General features: G+C 64.1%; 21 protein-coding genes. 10 read left to right on the top strand and 11 right to left on the bottom strand.

From position 1 onward, the window contains the following. Positions 1 to 32 precede the first annotated feature (32 nt). Complete coding sequence (locus JOE60_RS11165) at positions 33 to 695, bottom strand: phosphoribosyltransferase (protein ID WP_204815006.1); 663 nt, start codon at positions 693 to 695, stop codon at positions 33 to 35. An 86-nt stretch (positions 696 to 781) separates the two neighbouring features. On the opposite strand from JOE60_RS11165, the gene JOE60_RS11160 reads away from it, so the two are divergent. Then, positions 782 to 1,195, top strand: coding sequence for a MarR family transcriptional regulator (locus JOE60_RS11160; RefSeq protein ID WP_167262905.1), 414 nt, complete (start codon positions 782 to 784; stop codon positions 1,193 to 1,195). 24 nt (positions 1,196 to 1,219) lie between these two features. Here the strand turns inward: JOE60_RS11160 and JOE60_RS11155 are convergent, their stop codons facing one another. The 5 genes from JOE60_RS11155 to JOE60_RS11135 all read right to left on the bottom strand — a co-directional run bounded on the left by JOE60_RS11155 (position 1,220) and on the right by JOE60_RS11135 (position 6,069). Continuing rightward, positions 1,220 to 2,047 carry an alpha/beta fold hydrolase gene (locus JOE60_RS11155; protein ID WP_167262903.1) on the bottom strand — a complete coding sequence of 276 codons (828 nt, stop codon included), beginning with the start codon at positions 2,045 to 2,047 and terminating at the stop codon, positions 1,220 to 1,222. A gap of 4 nt (positions 2,048 to 2,051) precedes the next feature. Next, positions 2,052 to 2,381 (bottom strand): biotin/lipoyl-containing protein, encoded by a 330-nt coding sequence (locus tag JOE60_RS11150; protein ID WP_167262901.1) that lies wholly within the window; start codon positions 2,379 to 2,381, stop codon positions 2,052 to 2,054. Next, a complete protein-coding gene (locus JOE60_RS11145; protein ID WP_167262899.1) occupies positions 2,374 to 3,468 on the bottom strand; it encodes an alpha-ketoacid dehydrogenase subunit beta in 1,095 nt (364 codons plus the stop codon). The genes JOE60_RS11150 and JOE60_RS11145 overlap by 8 nt, the downstream gene beginning before the upstream one ends. Further along, complete coding sequence (locus tag JOE60_RS11140; protein ID WP_167262897.1) at positions 3,461 to 4,525, bottom strand: thiamine pyrophosphate-dependent enzyme; 1,065 nt, start codon at positions 4,523 to 4,525, stop codon at positions 3,461 to 3,463. Before JOE60_RS11140 ends, JOE60_RS11145 begins: the two co-directional genes overlap by 8 nt. Before the next feature lie 170 nt (positions 4,526 to 4,695). Beyond that, positions 4,696 to 6,069: an amino acid permease gene (locus JOE60_RS11135; RefSeq protein WP_167262895.1), complete on the bottom strand. Its 1,374-nt coding sequence runs from the start codon at positions 6,067 to 6,069 to the stop codon at positions 4,696 to 4,698. A 173-nt stretch (positions 6,070 to 6,242) separates the two neighbouring features. On the opposite strand from JOE60_RS11135, the gene JOE60_RS11130 reads away from it, so the two are divergent. From JOE60_RS11130 to JOE60_RS11105, 6 genes are all read left to right on the top strand, one after another. Beyond that, entirely contained in the window at positions 6,243 to 6,716 is a 474-nt protein-coding gene (locus JOE60_RS11130; RefSeq protein ID WP_167262893.1) for an Lrp/AsnC family transcriptional regulator, read from the top strand. Between the two features lie 112 nt (positions 6,717 to 6,828). Then, positions 6,829 to 7,548 carry an NUDIX hydrolase gene (locus tag JOE60_RS11125; protein ID WP_167264136.1) on the top strand — a complete coding sequence of 240 codons (720 nt, stop codon included), beginning with the start codon at positions 6,829 to 6,831 and terminating at the stop codon, positions 7,546 to 7,548. Beyond that, the gene (gene nadA / locus JOE60_RS11120; protein WP_167262891.1) at positions 7,545 to 8,852 is read left to right on the top strand and encodes a quinolinate synthase NadA; all 1,308 of its coding nucleotides are present in this window, start codon (positions 7,545 to 7,547) and stop codon (positions 8,850 to 8,852) included. The genes JOE60_RS11125 and nadA overlap by 4 nt, the downstream gene beginning before the upstream one ends. 31 nt (positions 8,853 to 8,883) lie before the next feature. Then, complete coding sequence (gene nadB / locus JOE60_RS11115) at positions 8,884 to 10,614, top strand: L-aspartate oxidase (protein WP_167262889.1); 1,731 nt, start codon at positions 8,884 to 8,886, stop codon at positions 10,612 to 10,614. Next, complete coding sequence (nadC, locus tag JOE60_RS11110; protein ID WP_167262888.1) at positions 10,607 to 11,482, top strand: carboxylating nicotinate-nucleotide diphosphorylase; 876 nt, start codon at positions 10,607 to 10,609, stop codon at positions 11,480 to 11,482. Before nadB ends, nadC begins: the two co-directional genes overlap by 8 nt. 16 nt (positions 11,483 to 11,498) lie before the next feature. Next, positions 11,499 to 12,716 carry a cysteine desulfurase family protein gene (locus tag JOE60_RS11105; RefSeq protein ID WP_167262886.1) on the top strand — a complete coding sequence of 406 codons (1,218 nt, stop codon included), beginning with the start codon at positions 11,499 to 11,501 and terminating at the stop codon, positions 12,714 to 12,716. Here JOE60_RS11105 and JOE60_RS11100 read toward each other — a convergent pair. Together JOE60_RS11100 and JOE60_RS11095 are read right to left on the bottom strand one after the other, a co-directional pair. Next, positions 12,713 to 13,198: a GtrA family protein gene (locus JOE60_RS11100; protein WP_167262884.1), complete on the bottom strand. Its 486-nt coding sequence runs from the start codon at positions 13,196 to 13,198 to the stop codon at positions 12,713 to 12,715. The two genes, JOE60_RS11105 and JOE60_RS11100, sit on opposite strands and share 4 nt — an antisense overlap. An 18-nt stretch (positions 13,199 to 13,216) precedes the next feature. Beyond that, positions 13,217 to 14,065: a fumarylacetoacetate hydrolase family protein gene (locus tag JOE60_RS11095; RefSeq protein WP_167262882.1), complete on the bottom strand. Its 849-nt coding sequence runs from the start codon at positions 14,063 to 14,065 to the stop codon at positions 13,217 to 13,219. Between the two features lie 92 nt (positions 14,066 to 14,157). Between JOE60_RS11095 and JOE60_RS11090 the strand changes: the two genes are divergently transcribed. Further along, positions 14,158 to 15,360 carry an SLC13 family permease gene (locus JOE60_RS11090; protein WP_167262880.1) on the top strand — a complete coding sequence of 401 codons (1,203 nt, stop codon included), beginning with the start codon at positions 14,158 to 14,160 and terminating at the stop codon, positions 15,358 to 15,360. On the opposite strand, the gene JOE60_RS11085 is transcribed toward JOE60_RS11090, so the two are convergent. Further along, positions 15,357 to 16,034 carry a DUF1684 domain-containing protein gene (locus JOE60_RS11085; protein WP_167262878.1) on the bottom strand — a complete coding sequence of 226 codons (678 nt, stop codon included), beginning with the start codon at positions 16,032 to 16,034 and terminating at the stop codon, positions 15,357 to 15,359. The genes JOE60_RS11090 and JOE60_RS11085 overlap by 4 nt on opposite strands. A 140-nt stretch (positions 16,035 to 16,174) precedes the next feature. Between JOE60_RS11085 and JOE60_RS11080 the strand changes: the two genes are divergently transcribed. Together JOE60_RS11080 and JOE60_RS11075 are read left to right on the top strand one after the other, a co-directional pair. Beyond that, entirely contained in the window at positions 16,175 to 17,014 is an 840-nt protein-coding gene (locus tag JOE60_RS11080; RefSeq protein WP_167262876.1) for a hypothetical protein, read from the top strand. Between the two features lie 66 nt (positions 17,015 to 17,080). After that, on the top strand, positions 17,081 to 17,887 hold the full coding sequence (locus JOE60_RS11075) for a transglutaminase-like domain-containing protein (RefSeq protein WP_167262874.1): 807 nt from the start codon (positions 17,081 to 17,083) through the stop codon (positions 17,885 to 17,887). Here JOE60_RS11075 and JOE60_RS11070 read toward each other — a convergent pair. Together JOE60_RS11070 and JOE60_RS11065 are read right to left on the bottom strand one after the other, a co-directional pair. Continuing rightward, entirely contained in the window at positions 17,884 to 18,363 is a 480-nt protein-coding gene (locus JOE60_RS11070; protein WP_167262872.1) for a MarR family winged helix-turn-helix transcriptional regulator, read from the bottom strand. The two genes, JOE60_RS11075 and JOE60_RS11070, sit on opposite strands and share 4 nt — an antisense overlap. A 1-nt stretch (position 18,364) precedes the next feature. Then, a complete protein-coding gene (locus tag JOE60_RS11065) occupies positions 18,365 to 19,486 on the bottom strand; it encodes an LLM class flavin-dependent oxidoreductase (RefSeq protein WP_167262870.1) in 1,122 nt (373 codons plus the stop codon). Positions 19,487 to 19,584 lie beyond the last annotated feature (98 nt).

Here is a 19,584-nt window from a genome sequence, read left to right as displayed (position 1 = left end):
GGGGTTCGCACCCGTTGGTGTCTGCGCGGGAGTCAGCGGTGGTTTCCGGCTGATTCCAGCAGTGCGACGGCGTCGTGGTCGGACAGCTGGTCAAATTGCCTGTAGAAGGCTCCCACCGCGTGGAACTTGCCCGGCGTATGCAGCGCAAAAACCGCATCGCAGACGTGCTTCAGTGAGGTTGAGGCATCCAAGGAGGCCACCGGAACGGCTGCAATGACGGTGCGGGCGCCGGCTGCCCTGACGGCTTCGACGGCGGCCCGCATGGTAGCGCCGGTCGCAAGCCCATCGTCCACCAACACCACCGTCTTGCCATGCACCTCGTGGCGGGCACCCGGGTAGGTTCCGGCCCGACGCAGCAGTTCAGAGCGCTCGTTCTTCTCCACTGCTTCCAGCGCGGCCGGAGACATTCCCCGGCTGAGGAGCAGTTCCTTCAGTGGTTTGTTGATGATCCGCAAGACGTCGCCTCCGGACCACGCCAACGCTCCGAAAGCGGTCTCATCGCGCCCCGGAATGCCCAGTTTCCGCACCAGCACAGTACCCAGGGGCACATACAGGCCGGCTGCTGCAGCGGCTGCCACCGGTACTCCGCCGCGGGCAAGTCCCAGGACCAGGGTGTCCGGGCGCTCCCTCAGCTGGGGGAGTGCTTCGGCCAGGCGTCGACCGGCTTCCGCGCGGTCCTCAAAACGCATGCCCATGTGCTCCACTTCCACGTCAATCAGTGCTCTGCCCAGCCTACCTTCCACGTCTTGCCCACCAGCGCCTGCGCTGAAAGCATGGGCGTGTGAAGAAGCCAATCGCTTATTGGGTCAAGAGGCTGGACACCGCGTTGGATGTGCAGTTGGACTCCACCCTTGCCAAGCTCAGGCTCAGCCGCCGCCAGTGGCAGGCCCTGGACCTGCTGTCCCAGGGGGCTGTGCTCCCGCAGGACCTGGATCAATCGTTGCAGCCTGTGTGGGGTGCGGACATCCGGCTCCGGGAACGCGAACTTGCGGCATTGGTGGGACGCGGACTCATTACCATGATCGATGACCGGCTGACTCTCAGCGACAGGGGCCGGGACGTCTTCCACGAGTCGCTGCGACTCATGGAAGACGCCAGGCGGGATGTGTCCATGGGCATCGGGATCGACGAATACGCCATGGCCCTGAGCGTCCTGGAACGAATGAGCCACAACGCCGAGCGGCTGGCCCGCTGACGCGGCTGCACGCCAACCTTCCGGCTAGACTCCCAGGAAACTGACGGCGGCTTCCTTGAAAGCCCTGGACGTCACCACATTGGTGTGTGTCCGGCCGGGGATGACCAGGGATTCCACCGTGCCGCCACGTGCATCCACGATGCCGGCAAGGTCCGGCATGGTGGCCGCACGTTCATCCTTCCCGCCTGCCACCAGCAGGAGCGGCATATGCGGTGCGGCTTCTGCAGGGTCGAACGGCTCGCTCTTGATGGCCTGGATCAAGGACAGCAAAGCGAACAGGTTGTTGCTGGGCAGCATTTGCGCCATTTTCAGCAGGCCTGCTGTTGAAGCGTCGTCGATCGGGGTGCCGTCGGCCAGGTACCGTTGCGCTGCAGCCAGATCGAAGGAAGCAAGGGGATCGGCGGCGCTGGGACCCCCAAGGACCATCCGGTGAACCAGATCGGGCTGGGTGGCTCCGAACTCCCAGGCAAGCCGGGACCCCAATGAGTAGCCAATGACGTCGAGTCCGGTTGTTGGATCACCGTCTCGCAGGGGCCGGGCGCCGGCATCGGTGACGATCTGCAGCAGGTCCGCCCGGATCCGGCTGGGCGCATAGGAGTCAATGTCCTCGGGGGCATGGCTGCGCCCGTGTCCCGGAAGATCAACCGTAATGACGGCGCGGCCGGCCTCCTGGAGCGTGGTGATCCACCCGCTGTCCTTCCAGTTCAACGCGGTGGAGGAAGAGAACCCATGGATCAGCAGGATGGGACGGAGGCCGGCGTCCTGGGCGGGCTCATGAACCTCAACGAACAGGCCCGGATCGGTGCCCTCCACTGTGTGCGAGTGGTGTTCCATGGTGTGCCTGCCGGTCATGGCCTCAGTCCTCATCAAGTACGGCGCTCAGGCGGACCCGGCGCTTGGGTGCTTCGTCCTTTGGAACAGTGCCCACGATTCCGGCGGTATCGTCCGGGACCTCGAACACGATCAACGGTTCGCCAACGTTGATGGTGTCACCGGGCGCCCCGTGGATACGGACCACTTTACCCGCCTGCGGGCTGGGCAATTCGATGGCCGATTTGGTGGTTTCCAGCTCCACGATCGCTTGGTTTCGTTCCACCTGTTCCCCGGGCTCAACCAGCCAATCCAACACGGTTGCCTCGATGAGTCCCTCGCCCAGGTCAGGAAGCGGGAAGGATATTTCAGCCACGGCGATACTCCAGTACTCGTTGGATTCCGAAAAGGATGCGGTCGATGTTGGGAATGTACTCGTCCTCCAGGTCGCCGGAGGGATAGGGCACGTCGAAGCCGGTCACGCGCTCCACGGGTGCCTTCAACGAGTCGAAGCACCCCTGTGTGATGAGTTGGGCGACTTCGGCGCCGAGGCCGGAGGTCAGCGGCGCTTCATGGACGACGACGGCGCGCCGCGTCTTCCTGACCGATGTCACCAAAGCGTCGGCATCAATGGGTTTCAGCCACCGAAGGTCCAGGACTTCGACGTCGATGCCGTCTTCGGCTGCAAGCTCTGCGACCTGCAGGCAGCGGGTCACCATGGCGCCCCACGCCACCAGTGTCAGGTGCCGCCCCTCCCTGGCCACGCGGGCGCCGGTGGGATCAGCGCTGGCGGGGCTGCCGCCGCCGTCAGTGCCGTCGTCGTGCGCTGCTGCGTCAGGGACCGCAGAGGCGAGGTTCACGGGGCCCTTTTGCCAGTAGCGGGACTTCGGCTCCATGAAGATCACCGGATCCGGCCTGCCGGCGGCGTACTTGAGCAGGTGGTAGGCCTCGTGCGGGGTGGATGGGGACACCACCTTCAGGCCAGGTACGTGCGCGAACAGCGCCTCCAGGCTCTCGCCGTGGTGTTCGGGGGCGCGGATGCCGCCGAAGCTCGGAACACGCAAGGTGATGGGCATGGGGAGCGTTCCCCGGCTGCGGTAGTTCATCCGCGCTATCTGGCAAACAATCTGGTTGATGGCGGGATAAGCGAACCCGTCGAACTGGACTTCGGGGATGGGGTGGAATCCGGCCATGGCAAGGCCCACGGACATTCCGAGTATGCCGGACTCGGCCAGCGGAGTGTCGAAGACACGGTCCTCGCCGTGCTTTGCCTGGAGGCCGTCGGTGATCCGAAAGACGCCGCCCAGCCTGCCGCAGTCCTCACCAAAAACCAGGGCTTTGGGATTGCCGGCCAGCACCTCATCCAGGGCCCGGTTGAGAGCCTGCTGCATGGACAGCTGGACTGTATCCGCCGAATCGCTTGTACTGCCGGGGATGTGGCTCAATGTGGTGGTCTCAGGCATGTTCGGACTCCTCGCGCCACGAGGTGGCCTGGGTGTGAAGGGTGGGGGTTGCTTCCTGGAAGACCAGGCTGAACATCTCGGAGCCGGGGCGTGGTCCCAGGTCCTGCAGCCCCGCCCGGATGGCTTCTTCCTCTTGTTCGGCCGTCCTTTGCGCGTCCGCAAAGAACGCCTCGTCTGCGAGGGATTCGTCCAGCAGCCGCTGCTTGAGCCGCGCCAACGGATCCTCGCCGGCAGCTGCGCGTTCTTCGTCCAGGGTGCGGTAGCGGCCGGGGTCATCTGCCGTGGAGTGCGGGCCACGCCGGTATGTCATGGCTTCGATCACCACGGGCCCCTTGCCGGCGCGGCAGTGGGCCAGGGCAGCGGAAGTGGCCTGGTGGACGGCAACTACGTCGTTGCCGTCAATCTGCAAGGAGGCGATGCCGTATCCCGCTGCGCGGGCGGCAACCGAACCACCGGCGACCTGGCGTTCTGTGGGAACGGAGATGGCCCAGCCATTGTTCTGAATGAAGAACACCACGGGGGCTTTCATGACCGCAGCGAAGTTCATGGCCTCGTGGACGTCTCCCTGCGAGGATGCACCGTCTCCAAAGTAGGTCACAGCGACGCCCAGTCCGCCGTCGCCGTCTGCGTCTGCGGCTGCGGCGAGGGTCTGTCCGTGCGCCCAGCCAACCGCGTGCAATACCGAGCCCGCCACGACGGCCTGGATGGGGGCGAAGCGGGACTCCAACGGGTTGTACATGCCGCCGTGCCACGTGGCCTTGTGCGTGGACATGTATCCCACCATGTCAACGCCCATGGCCCGTGCGACGCCCATTTCGCGGTAGGTGGGAAAGACAAAGTCGCGGCTGCGGTCCACCGCGTACCCGCTGCCAACCTGTGCTGCCTCCTGGCCAACCTCGGGCGCATAGCCCGGAATGATTCCCTGGCGTTGCCAGGCCACCGCAGCGGTGTCGAGGTGGCGGACGGCCACCATGAGGGTATAGAGCTCGCGGAGTTGGTGCGGCGAGAGCGGGGCGGCGTCATCCTCGACGGCAACCAGCGGGAGTTCGGTAGTCATGGCTGTGACCCTAGTCACCTGAGGTCGGCATGTGCAAACAGTCCAGTAATCAGCGAACACTTTGTACAGTTTGGGCACAAAGAGACGCCCTGCGCAGTACAAACTGCGCAGGACGTCTCGGATGTGTTTTGAGGGTTGCCTTGAGTCCGGGGGCCAGTCGGCTGAGCGGGCTAGCGGGCTTTGCCTGCCTTTGCGCGGGCGTTGATGTAGCAGCCGGCTGCTATGACCAGGATCAGGATGGTGGTGCCGATCAATTGCCCCGCGCTTTCAGGATTGGCGAAGCCCACGGCGAGGATAATGCCCAGAAGGACCAGGCCAACGATTGTCAGGTAGGGGAAGCCCTTCATCCGGAGGGGCAAGTGCAGGCCCTCCCGGTCCGCCCGCCGCCGAAGGATGAGCTGGGACACCAATGCTGTGCCCCAGACCACCAGGCAGGTGGAGCCCACCAGGTTCAGCAGTGCCGGCAGGATCTTCTCGGGGAAGATCAGTTCCAGGACCGCTGCTGCGAAGCCGAAGGCCACGGAGATGACGACGGCGGCCACGGGAACCTTGGAGCCGTTGAGTTTGGACAGGACGCGGGGCGCCTCGCCGCGCTCGGACAACGAGAAGATCATGCGGGATGCGCCGTAAAGGTTGGCGTTCAATGCCGACAGCAGCGCAACCACGGCCACCAGGGTGATCGCAGCGCCTGCCCCGGGAATGCCGGCCAGGTCCAGGACCCCGGCGAACGGTGACTTCAAGCCGTCCGAGCCCACGGGAAGGACGGCTGCAATAACAAAGACGGAGCCGATGTAGAAGACAAGGATGCGCCACACCACTGTGCGGATGGCTTTGCCGACGCTCTGGGCCGGGTTCTCGGTCTCGGCGGCGGCGACGCTGACGATTTCCGTTCCACCAAAGGCGAAGATCACCACGAAGAGGGCGGCGGCGACTCCGCCAATTCCATGGGGTGCGAAGTCACCAAAGGCAGAAAGGCCGGGGGAGGCCACGTTGGGAAGCAGGCCCAGGAGCAACGCTGCCCCGATGAGCAGGAAGATGACGATCGCGGCAACCTTCAGGATGGCGAACCAGAACTCGAATTCACCGAAGTTGCGGACGCCGACGAGGTTGATGCCGGTAAAGACCACCATGAAGACCAGTGCCAGGACCCATACGGGGAGCACGGGCCACACGGAGGCGAGCAGGCCGGCAGCGCCGATTGCCTCTGCGGCGATGACCACCACCAGTTGGAGCCACCAGAGCCAGCCGACGGTTCCGCCTGCGGTCTTGCCCAACGCCTTTTCGGCGTACACGGAGAAGGCGCCGCTGTTGGGGTTGGCTGCCGCCATCTCACCCAGGGCCCACATCACCAGGATGATGAGGGTGCCGGCCACCAGGTAGGAAATCAGGACCGCTGGACCGGCTGCCTGCACTCCGGCACCCGAGCCGAGGAAGAGGCCGGCGCCGATGGCGCTGCCCAGTCCCATCATGGTCAGCTGGCGGGGTTTCAGCGAGTGGCCGAGGCCCGATGGTGGAGCAGGAGCCGCGATGGACTTCGTTGTCATACGTGTCTACCTTCTATGGATTTCATGGTGGTGTGGCGCGCCGGCCTCGTGGGCTGTGCGCGCGGCGTCGACGACGCAGCAAGAGCCGTGGAATAATTCTCGCAGTTTGTAAGATACATCACTTTTTGAAGTAGCGATGTGGTGGCAATGAATCCCCGGGGACAGGAACTTTGATGCTGGTCGATGCACTTGATGCAAAAATTGTACGTTTCTTTACGGATTCGCCGCGATCTTCCGTGCTGGAGGCCTCCCGCGTCCTGAGGGTGGCCCGGGCCACGGTGCAGTCCAGAATTGACCGGATGATCGAGAATGGCGTCATTGGTTCCTGGGTTCCCCAGCCGGATCCCGCCAACTTCGGCTTCCCGGTGGTGGCGTTCTGCTCGGTCACCATCTCCCAGGAAATCGGCCATGACGTCATCATTGAAAACCTGGGAGCCATCCCGGAAATCATCGAAGTCCACACCGTGACCGGCAACTCGGATCTGATGGTCAGGATCGCGGCCCGGTCCAACCCGGACATGCAGAGGGTCCTGGACGCCATGATCGCCACGAAATCCGTGGTGCGGTGCTCGTCGGTGATCGTCCTCAACAGCCATATCCAGGGCCGCACCCTACCCCTGATGGAAGCCGCCGCGAAAGAGGTGTGACGTAAAGCATTTTGCAGTGGCCTCTGCGAGTCGTACCATTAGTTCTAGTCATCATGACTTTAACTAAGAAATGATCCCGGTGATGAGGCCGGATCCAGCGGCGATGAACGAGGTGAATGCCGTGAATGCTCTCTCAGCCAACGTCGCCGAAAGGCGACTGGCGCCGCCGTCGCTGGCCATCTCCACGGTGATCTTTGCGCTCCGTCCCAGCCAGACCTCCGGCCGTCCCACGCTCTGGCTGCCGCTGGTCCGTCGTATCCGGGAGCCTTACCGGGATATGTGGGCCCTGCCCGGCGGTCCCCTGGTCCATGACGAGTCCCTCCAGGACGCGGCAGCGCGGAACCTGGAAGACACCACTGGACTCAAGCCGCAGTACCTTGAACAGCTTTATGCATTCGGCGGCCTGCACCGTTCTCCCAGCCAGAGGGTGGTGTCGATCGTCTACTGGGCCCTGGTGCAGCCTACGGAAGCTGCCTTGGCCGGCGAATCGGAGAACGTCCGTTGGTTCCGTGCGGACAAGCTGGGCGACTTGGCCTTCGACCACAACGCGATTGTTGACTACGCCCTGTGGCGGCTGCGCAACAAGATGGCTTACGGTTCCATCGCCTACCACCTGTTGGGGGAGTTCTTCACGCTGGCCCAGGTCCGTGAAGTCTATGAAGCCGTGCTGGACCGCCAGCTCGACCCCGCCAATTTCCGCCGGCACATCAAAGCCGCCCCGGAAATTGTGGAAACAGACCAATACCTCCAGGGCGGAAAACACCGCCCGCCACGCCTCTATCGCTTTACCGGCACGCCCGGCCTTGGGCCAGAAAACAGGAGCACACCATGAGCAGCGTCAATACTGCCGTCCAGCTGATCACGCGCGAGGAAGCCTTGAAGGGTGGATCGCGGGCGGGTGCCACGTGCAGCCCGGCCCTGGCCAAGGGCCCATGGGAGTACGATCTTGCCGAAGCGCTGGCCGGCGCGCCCGCCTACGGGCCTGGAGCATCCAGCAGCGACATTGCTCCTGCCGATACGCCGCGTCAGGGACAGCTGCCGGAGGAGTACAAGAAGGCCAGCGACGTGGAACTCGATGTCCGCATCCGGGCAGCGAAAGCCACCCTTGGTGACCGCGCAGTCATCCTGGGCCATTTTTACCAGCGTGACGAGGTCATCCAGTATGCGGACTTCGTTGGCGATTCCTTCCAATTGGCCAACGCCGCGTTGACCAAGCCGGAAGCAGAAGCCATCATCTTCTGTGGTGTCCATTTCATGGCCGAAACCGCCGACATCCTGTCCACTCCTGATCAGGCCGTGATCCTGCCCAACCTCGCCGCAGGGTGCTCCATGGCCGACATGGCGGACGAGGACTCGGTGGAGGAGTGCTGGGAACAGTTGGAGGAGATTTTCGGGTCCGCTCCCGATGAGCAGGGCCGCGTCCCCGTTATCCCGGTGACCTACATGAATTCCAGCGCAGCATTGAAGGCCTTTTGCGGCCGCCACGGGGGGATCGTTTGTACCTCGTCCAATGCCTCCGTGGTGCTGCAGTGGGCCTTCGAACGTGGGCAAAGGGTCCTGTTCTTCCCCGACCAGCACCTGGGCCGCAACACTGCCAAAGCGCTGGGGGTCCCGCTGGAGCAGATGCCCATGTGGAACCCGCGCAAGGAGCTCGGTGGTAACGATGAGCAGACGCTGCTGGACTCCCGGGTGATCCTCTGGCACGGCTTCTGCTCCGTGCACAAGCGCTTCAACGTGGGCCAGATCCAGAAGGCCCGCCAGGACTTTCCCGGCGTGAACGTGATCGTCCACCCTGAGTGCCCCATGGAAGTGGTGGACGCAGCCGATTCAGCCGGGTCCACCGACTTCATCAAGAAGGCCATCGAGGCCGCCACCGAACCCACCACCTTTGCCATCGGCACGGAAATCAACATGGTGAACCGCCTGGCCGCCCAGTATCCGCAGCACACCATTTTCTGCCTTGACCCCGTGATCTGCCCTTGCTCCACCATGTACCGCATCCACCCCGGCTACCTCGCCTGGGTTCTTGAAGAGTTGGTGGCGGGCCGCACTGTCAACAGGATCACCGTCGCCAACGCAGTGCAGGAGAACGCCAGGACTGCACTGGAGCGAATGCTCGCATCAAAGCCCGCCTGACCGGCACCACACCAGCCGAATTGAGCCTCAAATGACTACACAGAGCGTTGATGCAGGGCACCGCGCCCCGCATTTGATTGTTGTTGGAAGCGGCATAGCAGGGCTGTATTCGGCCCTGCTGGCCGCTGAAGCGGGGGCCAGCGTGGTGCTGCTGAGCAAGGGAGCGCTCCCGGACAGCAATACCTATTACGCCCAGGGTGGCATCTCAGCCGTCCTCGGCGAGCCCGCCCCGGGTGACACTGTGGCTGCCCACATTGCCGACACGCTCAAAGCCGGCGCCGGACATTGCAAGGTGGAAGCGGTGGAAGTGATGTGCCGGGAGGCCAGGACGGACATTGCCGGCTTGGGACGGTTCGGCGTGCACTTCGACATGGACGACGACGGCGATCCCGCCTTGGGCCTCGAAGCGGCTCACTCCGCACCCAGGATCCTGCACGCCGGCGGGGACGCCACCGGTGCGCGGGTGGCGGATGCGCTGATCCGTACGGTCCGGGAATTCCAAGGGGCGGGCAAGCTGCAGGTCAGGGAGCATGCCCACGTTACTGACCTTGATATGGGCCGGGCGACCGCCTCCGGGGACAACGGAGCCGGCACCGGTCGCCGTGCCACGGCCACTTATCTTCAGGACGGGAGCCTGCATTCCGTAGGGGGGGACGCGATCCTTCTGGCTACCGGCGGGGCAGGGCAACTCTTCTCCCAGACGACCAATCCCTCCGTAGCCACCGCGGATGGGCTGGCGTTGGCATGGCGTGCCGGGGCCCAGGTCTCGGACCTGGAGTTCTTCCAGTTCCATCCCACCTGCATGGTGGGAGCCGACACGGGTCCCGGCGGAGAGAACGCCCAAAACCCCTTGCTGATCTCTGAAGCCGTTCGCGGCGAAGGTGCCATCCTTGTTGATGCGGCCGGCCAGCGGTTCATGCCGCGCTATCACCCGGATGCCGAGCTGGCGCCCCGGGACGTGGTGTCCCGCAGCATTGCCCTTCACCTGGCCCGGCAGGACGATCCCAACGGCCACGTTTTCCTTGATGCCACCGGTGTCGAGAATCTGCGCGGTGCGGGATTCCTGAAGAAACGCTTCCCCACCCTGAGTCAGCGCACCATGGAGGCCGGCATTGATTGGACCCTCTGCCCGGTCCCGGTGGCCCCTGCCGCCCATTACTGGATGGGTGGGGTGGTCACCGATCTTCAGGGCCGGACATCGGTTCCCGGGCTGCTCGCTGCCGGGGAAGTTGCCTGTACTGGAGTCCAGGGTGCCAACCGGCTGGCAAGCAATTCCCTGTTGGAGGGGCTGGTGTTCGGGCGGCGGGCCGTGGAAGCATTCCTCGCCGGCAACCCAGCGCCGGCAACAACAGAAGCGCCGGCCGCACCTGCAACACCAGTGGCGCCGGCTTCCAGTCCGGACGCTTTCCTGCCCGTCCAGCCGGCGCCTGCCGTGGGGTTTTCCCGCAAGGCCCTCCGCAGGCTGATGACTGCCAGGGCCGGTGTACTCCGTAGCGGAGTCCTTTTGGCAGAAGCCGAAGCCGCGCTGGATGCCTGGGCCGATGCCGCCAAGCCCCAGGAAGTGTCCCAATCCCTGGAACCGCGCGTCCACGAGGACCTGAACCTGCTGCTGGCTGCACAGCTGTTGGTGAGGGCCGCGCGGGAGCGCCGTGAGTCCTTGGGCGCCCACTACCGCCGCGACGCCCTGACGGAACCAGCCGCCGTCGACCCCTTTGACCAGCGTTCCACCGAGAGCCCGAAAGCGAGCCTCCTGCATGACTAGCCTGACCCTTCCCACTGCACCTGTCCGGGACATCCTGGAGCGTGCCTTCGCCGAGGATGCGCCGGGTGGCGACATCACCTCGCAACTGCTGATTCCCGGAGACGCGCGCGCCACCGCAGTGCTGAACGCACGGGTCCCCGGCGTCTTCAGCGGTGGGACAGTCTTCCGTGACGCCATGACGTTGGTGGACGCCGACACCGTGGTGGAGTTGCTCGTGGCAGACGGTGAAGCGTTCGACGCCGGTACCCACCTTGCCCGGGTCAGCGGAAGCGCCCGCTCCATCCTGCTGGCTGAGCGGGTGGCATTGAACCTGGTGCAGCGCATGAGCGCCATCGCCACCACAACAGGTGAATTTGCCCGGCTGGTGGAAGGGACACAGGCCCGCATCACCGATACCCGCAAAACGACTCCAGGGCTGCGCATCCTGGAGCGCTACGCCGTACGCTGCGGCGGGGGAGCGAACCACCGGTACAGCCTCTCCGACGCCGTCCTCGCCAAAGACAACCACCTGGCCGTCATGACCGGCGGGGACAATGCCAAGCTCACCGAACTGCTGTCCACCGCCAAAGCCCAATTGGGCCACACCACCCACTTCGAAGTGGAAGTGGACAGGGCAGACCAGATTGAACCTGTGCTGGCCGCCGGGGTGGACACCATCATGCTGGACAACTTCAGCCTCGAAGAGCTCCGGGCCGGAGTAAAACAAGTATCCGGACGGGCGAAGGTGGAGGCCAGCGGCAACGTCACCATCCACACCGTGAAGGACATCGCCGCTACCGGCGTGGATGTCATCTCCATCGGCGCCCTGACCCACACAGTGGCGGCCCTGGACCTGGGCCTCGACGTCGTGCTCACCACGGATAACTGAAAGCCGCGCCGGCCCCATGATCTTCCTTGACGCCGCAGCCACCACTCCCGTCCGCCGGGAGGTGCTCGAAGCGATGTGGCCCTACCTCAGCGGTGAGTTCGGCAACCCGTCCAGCCACCACAGCATGGGCGAAGCAGCCGCCCAGGCGCTCGCAGGGGCACGCAGTGCCGTGGCCGGAGTCCTGAACTGCCGGCCCGGCGAGGTGACCTTCACCTCCGGCGGGACCGAGGCGGACAACATGGCCCTCAAAGGAATGGCGCTGGCCAGGAGAGCCGCCGAACCCGCCATGAACCGTGTGGTGATCAGCGCCATTGAACACCCCGCCATTGAAGAGTCGGCCCGCTTCCTGGAACGGGTACATGGGTTCGCTGTTGACGTGGTGCCGGTGGATCACTCCGGATCGGTGACCGCTGCCGCCCTGGAAAAGGTGCTGGGCCCGGAGACGGCCGTTGCCAGCATCATGTACGCCAACAACGAAATCGGGACAGTACAACCCATAGCGGAACTCGCCGCCGTTTCCCGGCTTCACGGAGTCCCTTTCCACACCGATGCCGTACAGGCAGCCGGTTGGCTGTCCGTGGACGTCAAGGAACTGGGCGTGGACGCGCTCAGCATCTCGGGCCACAAGCTGGGGGCACCCAAGGGATCTGGTGTGCTCTACACCAGGGGACGCCAACGCCTCGAACCGCTTCTCCATGGTGGTGGGCAGGAACGCGGGAAACGATCGGGGACGGAGAACGTGGCCGGCGCTGTGGCGCTGGCAACCGCCTTGCAGCTGAGCCATCAGGAACAGCCACACCAGGCCAGCCGTGTCCGGGACTTGCGGGACTCTTTTATTAAGAGGGTGTTGGAAACCGTGCCGGGAGCCCTGCTCACAGGGCATCGCACCCAGCGGCTGCCGTCCGTGGCATCCTTCTGTTTTCCAGGGACCAGCGGGGAGTCCGTCCTGCTGGAACTCGAGAGGCTGGGGGTGCTTTGCTCCAGTGGTTCAGCGTGTGCTGCGGGCTCGGATGCCCCGTCGCCGGTCTTGCTCGCCGTGGGACTTCCACCGGAGGCGGCGCAGACGGCCGTCCGTTTCAGTTTCACGTCCGCGGTGACCGAAGCCGATCTGGACCAAGCCGCCGCCGCGGTGGCAACCGCCGTCGGACGTGTACAGCGCCTGTCCGTTCCGCGGGCAGGCACGCTGCCAGCAGCGCCCGCAGCGTCGGGTGACCCGGTGGGGGAATCCAGCTAGACGTGCCGCGCGCGGCGGAAAATCCAGTGTCGCAGCAGAGCGAACCGGACCGCGGTGGCAACAAATCCCGACAGGGTGGTGGTCCACAGTTCCTCGGAAACGGTGGCTTCCGGCCGGATCAGGTGGAGTATGCCCAGGCTTCCTCCGGTGATGAGCAAAGCTATGCCGATCACCAGCACACCGCTGAGGTGGTCCTTGGCCCGCTTGGTCCTGCCCGTAATCTTGAACGTCAGGCGCCGGTTCAAGGCGGTGTTCATCAGCGATGTGAGAATCAGCGCCACAGCGTTTGCCAGTTGGGGATCTATCCACGGACGCAGCAGGGCATAGATTCCCAGCGAGCTGGCGGTACAGACAATTCCGACGCCGGTGAAGCGAACCAACTGCCGGACCACCGGATACCTCAGGACTCCGCGGTGCCGTTTCCGGTGCGGTACGGAAACGGTGGGCGGGCGAAGGCCTGTGTCGTCCGCCGCTGTTTCCATGTCCCTAAGCCTGACACATTAAGCAGTCTGCGTTTCCCAGGCAGCTCCCGTTACGGGATTGTGGAGCTCGCCGATTCCTTCCACGTGGCACACCACGGTGTCCCCGGGTTGGATCCGGGCGCACTCGGCCGGAAACCCGGTCAGGACCAGGTCACCTGGCTGAAGGGTCATGAATGAGGTGATGTAGACCAGGATCTCCTCGACCTTCCAGCCGAGGTCGGCTGTGCTGGCGGATTGGAGGGGAGTGCCGTTGTGCGTGATCCGGATGGCGAGATCGTCCACCGCCAAATCCGTCACTATCCATGGTCCGGCCGGGGTGAAAGTGTCCTGGCTCTTCGCGCTGATCCACAGCTCGTCGCTTTTCTGCAGGTCCCGCGCGGAAACATCGTTGCCTATGGTGTAACCCAGAATTGCGGACCGGGCCGTCTCCCTGGTGAGCCCCCGGGCCGGGCGGCCCACCACAATGGTCAGTTCAGCCTCGGGGTCCACATAGCCAACAGTTGAGCTGAGTTGGATCGCCTGGTGCGGGCCGATCACGCTGGAGGCGGCTTTGTGGAAAGCCTGCGGCGGAAGGTCCCTGCCCGGTTGTCCCGTGTTGTGTGCCATTCCCAGTACATTGACGGGCACTGAGGGTGCAAGGAAGGCGAAGTCCTCTTGTGCGACCCGGCTGCCTGGCGCCCAGCCGTCACGTTCCGGGCTGGCGGCGTTGGCCCTGGACCCCGGGAAGGGCGAGTCCATCACTGTCCACTGCCGGCCTGCGGGTGAGTCAAAATCGTTGGCGTCATTGCCAACGAAGAATTGCTCTCCGGGGGTGGAGGCATCCGCGGGTTCAACGCGGGCGATACGGCGGGGCAGCGAAGAAGTCATGATGACATCCTACGTCCTGCCGGGCCGACGCAATGCAGTCCGCCACGTCACCATGCAGGCTGAACCCAGCAGGCTCGCCTACAATCCGTTTCATGCGTCTGGCGATTATCGGCTTGGTCCTCCTCGTGGCGGGTGGGATCACCGTAGCCACCGGCATCCTGCCATGGCAGGAAGTCACTGTCCTGGTGGACAGGGTTGCGCCCATTCTGGCCTTTGTGGTGGCAATGACCGTCGTGACGGAACTGGTCAGCGAAGCCGGCGTCTTCACCTGGGTCTCGCATCAGCTGCGAAGGTGGGGCCGGGGCCGCAGTGTGGTGCTGTGGCTGTTTGTGGCCCTCCTGGCGGCCGTATCCACCATTTTCCTCTCACTGGATACGACGGCGGTGCTGCTCACCCCGGTGGTTGTCACGGTGGCCCGCCAGGCCGGCCTGCCCGTGCTGCCCTTCGCGCTCACCACGGTGTGGCTTGCCAACACGGCCAGTCTTTTGCTCCCCATATCCAACCTGACGAACCTCCTCGCCCAGCACAACATGGGCGGTATCACTCCCGGCCAGTACGCCCAACTGATGTGGGCGCCGTCCCTTGCCGCGATCCTGGTGCCCTTGGCCTTCATTGCTCTGGTATTCCGGGCGGATCTACGTAAAACCTACGCGTTGTCAGCCACCCGTCCAGCCGTCCCGGCAACCGGCGGAGGCGCCAAAGGAACTGACAAGGTACTGCTGCTGACCAGCGCAGTGGTCCTGTTGGCGCTCTTGCCTGCACTGGTATCCGGTATCCCCATCTGGATTCCCTCCCTGGCCGCTGCCGCACTTCTTGTCCTGGTGTTCGCCTTCAGGCGGCGCAAGGTACTGAAAGTGACCCTGATTCCGTGGTCGCTGCTGCTCTTCACCTGTGGCCTGTTCCTGGTAGTGGAGGCAACCCAGTACCTTGGGGCATCGGTGCTGCTGGGGCAGGTAGCCGGGGACGGCAACGGGTTCCTGGAGCTCCTGAGGTTGTCCATGACCGGAGCACTGGGATCCAACGTGGTCAACAACCTGCCCGCCTACCTGCTCGCGGAGCCGTTGGCGGCCACGCCCGAACGCATGGCCGCCCTGTTGATAGGGGTCAACGCGGGACCCTTGATAGCGCCATGGGCATCGCTGGCCACCTTGCTGTGGCATGACCGGCTGGTGCGGATGAATGTGCTCATCACGTGGAAGGGCTACGCGGTGTTCGGGCTGATCGTGGCGCCCCTGACAATCGTCGCAGCGATCGCCGCCTTGGTGGCCGCCAGTGCGGCCGGGTTGACCGGCTAGGCCGGTTCAACGGCCTGGTAGAGCTCACCCACGGGAACAGGCACGCCCAGGCGGTTATCGGGTCCCGCCAGCGGACAGGCCCAAGCCTCGTTGTAAGCGCAGGAGGGGTTGTAGGCAAAATTGAAGTCAAGGATAAACTCCTTGCCTTCCGCTGACTCCCGGGTGCCATGGAAGGAGCCCTTGATGGTGTCCAGCAAATACCTGCCTGCCCCGTAGCTGCCGCCATTCTTCCCGGCGGTTGTGTCCCGGAAGGGGACGAAGATGCCTCCGCCGTAGCTGCGAAGCTTCCACACCGCCAGGGAGCCCAGGTTTTTAAGATCAAAAGTACCTATCCGAACAAACGGCACCACGCCGTCCGTGCCCGTCTGGACGTTCATCTCCTGGCCGGCGCCCTCCGGTGAAAGCACGGCATGGAAGCGGAAAGCGGGGTCGTAGTCGGGAGTGGACAGCCCTGAAAAGGAGGCTTTCAGCTCTGGGGTCAGCGCAGACGCCGGGTGGGTTGCGAACATCAGGTCCCGCTCCTGGCGCCAGTAGATGTGTGCATCGAAGGGGCTTGTGGCGGCCAGCTGCCGGACCTTGTCGTAGAGGGCGAAGGTCTTAAGCCGCCAATCGGCGATATCCACGGCAGACATGGCGGAACCGGCTGATGCTTCGTTGTGGTCTTGGGGATCCATGGGTTCAGCCTAGTCCTGTGAGGGCGGGCCCGTTCTTGTGCGTGTCGGCCCCCTGTGCATGTTGATGAAGGGTTGGCCAACTACGCTATGGGAATGCGGGCAGGGGTAACGGACAAGCCCGTGAAAAGAATGAAGGGCACATGGTAAGAACCAACGCTTTTGCCAAGCCGGCGGCCATGGTGCTGATGGGCGCCCTGCTGTTCTCAGGGGCTGCCTGCTCAGCGGAGAACAAGGGACCGCAGGTGAGTCCCACCATCATTGCCAAGCCCAACAGTTCAGAGTCCGGGACCGGAACGGGGGAGGCGACCCCGCCGGAAAATACCGCACCAGGCACGGCTGCGCCGACCTCCACCGGGACGGCCGGAGAACCGCCGTCCAGCACGCCCTTTCCATCATCGACGTCACTGGCCTGGAAGACGTACACGGACCCAGCCAAAACCGTCAGCTTTGAGCTGCCCGGCGACTGGATAGCGCAGTCGGTCACCCCGGAGGCCGGCTCCATGCCGGGAGCCGTGAAAGTTGAAGTCAAGGACGCCACAGGCCGATACGAGGCAACGCTGCAGACGGGCTTGGCACCAGCCGCGCCCGCCACCTGCCCGGACGGCGGGTCAACGCCCTACGTGGTCATCGACAGTGCACCGGTGGACCTGCCCCACGCGGAGGGACCAGGCAGCATTGCACCCCGTGTGGTCTTCAGGGTCCTTCAGGGCTACAGGTTCTTTGGCTCCTATGGCATCACCAACGTGGTGGCCGGCGTGGATGGGCGTGCGTGCGAACTCAACAACCGGGTGGTGGGACCGGAGGGAAAAGGTGATTACTCCTTCGGCGACGTGCTGTCCCTGCGTGCCTTCACCACGGATGAGAAGGTTGCTCCCGCGAAGGCATTCGACACCCTGGACCTGGCGGCAAAATACGCTGCGCACGGATCGGAATTCGCGGACGTGAAACGGATGCTACTGTCTCTGAAGGTCAACCCTTAGCCAGAGGTTGATCCCATCCTGAACGGGGGCATCAATGCCCACCCGCCGCAACCACTCCGGAGATTAATGGAACGCAATGTTGCTGCCACGCTCGTTTTCACAACTGCAGCTGACACAAAGGTGGCCATGGCCATAGCTGTGGCCAACAACCCGGGCTATGATGCTCTGTCCGAAACGCTGAGCATCACTGCAGGCGGGAAGGACATCCCTTATGCGGAACTCAACGACCACCACGGGGGCCGGTTCCATTACATGGAATTCACGGACCCCACGGAGGTCTTGGTGGAGTACGAGGCATCGGTCCATGGATGGGGCCAGCCTGACACCCCAACCCCCATGGAGCTGATCCGGTACGTCCGGCCCAGCCGTTACGCCGAGTCGGACAGGTTGTTGCCAACGTCCTACGCTGAATTCGGCAGCCTCCACGGTCCGGAACTGCTGCAGGCTGTCCGGGACTGGGTCAACGCCGAACTCCGCTACGTGAGCGGCTCGTCACGGGGGACCGACGGCGCCGTGGAAACCCTGCTGCACCGAAAAGGCGTGTGCCGCGACTTCGCCCACCTTGCGATCGCCCTGCTCCGATCCAAGGATGTACCTGCGCGCCTGGCCGCTGTCTACGCTCCCGGCCTTCTCCCCATGGACTTCCACGCCGTGGCGGAGGCATACCTTGATGGCGCCTGGCACGTGATAGACCCCACCGGCCTGGCGCCCCGAGCCTCCCTGGTAAGGATCACCGCCGGCCGCGACTCGTCGGACACAGCATTCCTGTCCACTGTCGGGGGAAGCCTTGTCCTGAAGACACTCACAGTGAGCGCCTCGGTGAACGGCGAGCTCCCGGTGGAGGATCCCCGGGAGCCCATCAGCCTTCGCTAGGGTTTCCCGCCCGCGGCGGGACCGGATACTGACGCCCGGAGCTTCTCCGTGAGGCGAAGAAGTTCACGTTGCTCTTCGGTGGTCAGCGCCGGTCCCACCAGCTGCGCGATGTCGCGCACGTGGTCCCTGCCGATCGCTTTCTGCAAATCCCGCCCTGCCCCGGTGAGGGAGAGCAGCACTCCACGGCCGTCGTCGGGCGCTATTGTCCGCTCCACCAGCCCCCGCTTCTCCAGGCGGTCCACCAAGCGGCTCAAGCTGGACTGGCTCAGCAGGACCTTGTCATTGATCTCGTTCAGGCGCAGCTGGCCCGAAGGGCAGCGGGAAAGCGTGAACAGGACGTCGTATTCCTTGACCGGAAGTGCTTTGAAAGCCGGTCCTGATTGAAGCTTCCGCATCACCGCCACCTGGGAGCGGAACAAGGACTCCCAGGTCTCAGCGGCAAGGCGGACGGCAGACGATGCCGAGGGGCTGGACATATCAGGCGCCCTGGCCGGCCGTTGCGGACGCAGATTCAGCTACCTTGGCTTCCAAGGCTGCTGCAACCCGTGAAGCATGGGTCGGTGCGTCAGGTACATTGGCAGGCTTCATGGCGGCATATTCCTTCCGCAGGACGGGCAGGACTTCCTCGCCGAAGAGATCAAGCTGCTCCAATACGGTCTTCAAGGGAAGCCCGGCGTGGTCAATCAGGAACAGCTGGCGCTGGTAGTCGCCGAATGCCTCGCGGAAGGTCAGTGTTTTCTCAATGACTTCCTGAGGGCTGCCCACAGTCAGCGGAGTCTGGGAAGTGAAGTCTTCCAGGGACGGTCCGTGACCGTAGACCGGCGCGTTGTCGAAGTACGGCCGGAATTCCTTGACCGCGTCCTGTGAGTTCTTCCTCATGAAGAACTGTCCGCCCAAACCAACGATTGCCTGCTCGGGAGTTCCGTGGCCGTAGTGTGCGTAGCGCTCGCGGTACAAGCCGATCAGCTGCTGGTAGTGCTCCTTGGGCCAGAAGATGTTGTTGGCGAAGAACCCGTCACCGTAGTAGGCGGCCACTTCGGCGATCTGGGGAGTCCTGATGGAGCCGTGCCAGACGAAGGGGGCAACGTCATCCAGGGGCCTTGGGGTGGAGGTGAAATTCTGCAGCGGGGTGCGGAACTTGCCGGACCAGTTCACTGTGTCCTCGTCCCACAGCTTGCGGAGCAGGCTGTAGTTCTCGATCGCCAGCTCGATCCCGTCCTGGATGTTCTTGCCGAACCACGGGTAGACGGGGGCGGTGTTGCCGCGGCCCAGCACCAGGTCAACGCGTCCGTCGGAAAGGTGCTGAAGCATTGCGAAGTCTTCGGCGATCTTGACGGGATCGTTGGTGGTGATCAGGGTGGTGGCGGTGGAGAGGGTGATGCGCTCCGTTTGGGCGGCGATGTAGGCCAGGGTGGTGGTGGGGGAGGAGGAGAAGAAGGGGCGGTTGTGGTGCTCGCCCAAGGCGTAGACGTCCATGCCGATTTCTTCGACCTTCTTGGCGATGGCAACGGAGGCTTTGATGCGCTCGTTTTCCGTGGGCGTGCGGCCCGTGGTGGGGTCAGTCGTGATGTCGCTGACGCTGAATACACCGATCTGCATGATGTGCCTTTCTCCTTGCCCGTGGTCCCGGGCGTTGTCAACAGTGTACCTCAAACTAGATGCATTTGCATGTATCGGTATCTGTAACAGGACAGGCC

Source organism: Paenarthrobacter ilicis (assembly GCF_016907545.1).
GTDB classification, from domain to species: domain Bacteria; phylum Actinomycetota; class Actinomycetes; order Actinomycetales; family Micrococcaceae; genus Arthrobacter; species Arthrobacter ilicis.
Note: the sequence above shows the minus strand (reverse complement) of the source record. Positions and strands in the feature narration are given on the sequence as shown.